Source organism: Nautilia lithotrophica (assembly GCF_054656815.1).
Window position 1 is genome coordinate 1 of record NZ_BAAHXN010000007.1, and the last position, 771, is coordinate 771.

A 771-nucleotide genomic window follows, 5' to 3' on the forward strand; every position below is an offset into this window, starting at 1 on the left:
TAAGTGTTGTAACACCAGCACCTATACTTTTTCCATAATTTACTACATTTGCATTTGCAAAAGCACCAATTGCACTAGCCTGATCTTTATTAAATGAACCTTTAATAGTTCTTAAGTTAATTGTTCTTTGTGCTTCTGCTTGACTATTATTAAATCCGACATGAGTATAATTTGTTCCACTAACAATAATATCTCTAGCATCAAGTCTTGTAAGTGTTAATCTTCCGTAGTTTTGATAGTTAGCACTTAATCCTATTACAGAATTTAATCCTGAACCACTTAACGCTATTCCTCTACCATCTAAACTTCTAAGATTTAAATTACCTCTTTCATCTACATATGCTTCTACACCAGTTTGATCTTTAACGGCATTAATTGCCGCTACCAATTTACCATCGCTGTCATTCGCTGCAACACTAATTGTTCCTATTTTTATACCATTGATTGTAAAACTTGTTATTGTCCCACCTGCAATCGCTGTATCACCTGTTGCTAATACTTGCCATGAAGCTTTTACACCTGTTTTATCAGAGTTTTTATTAATTACTTCAGCAAGCACACCTATACCTGTCCCTGCTGATGTTGATACTTTTACACTTTCTAATGTAACATTGTGTGTTCCATCAACAGCAATAAATTTTAATGCAACGCTTGATGTAGCAGCAGTAATTACCATACCAGTTTCAAATCTTGTCAAACCAATTTTATCACTACTTGTTGGTCCAATACTTGCTTTAACTGTTTCATTTGAATAAGCACCAATTTGGAATT

The 771-nt window shown here is 33.7% G+C and carries 1 protein-coding gene; it reads right to left on the reverse strand.

The features are described from left to right. Nucleotides 1-697, reverse strand: a 697-nt coding sequence (locus ACYQ19_RS09155; RefSeq protein WP_459979128.1) for a flagellin hook IN motif-containing protein, incomplete at its 3' end; no start/stop codon positions are given. Nucleotides 698-771 lie beyond the last annotated feature (74 nt).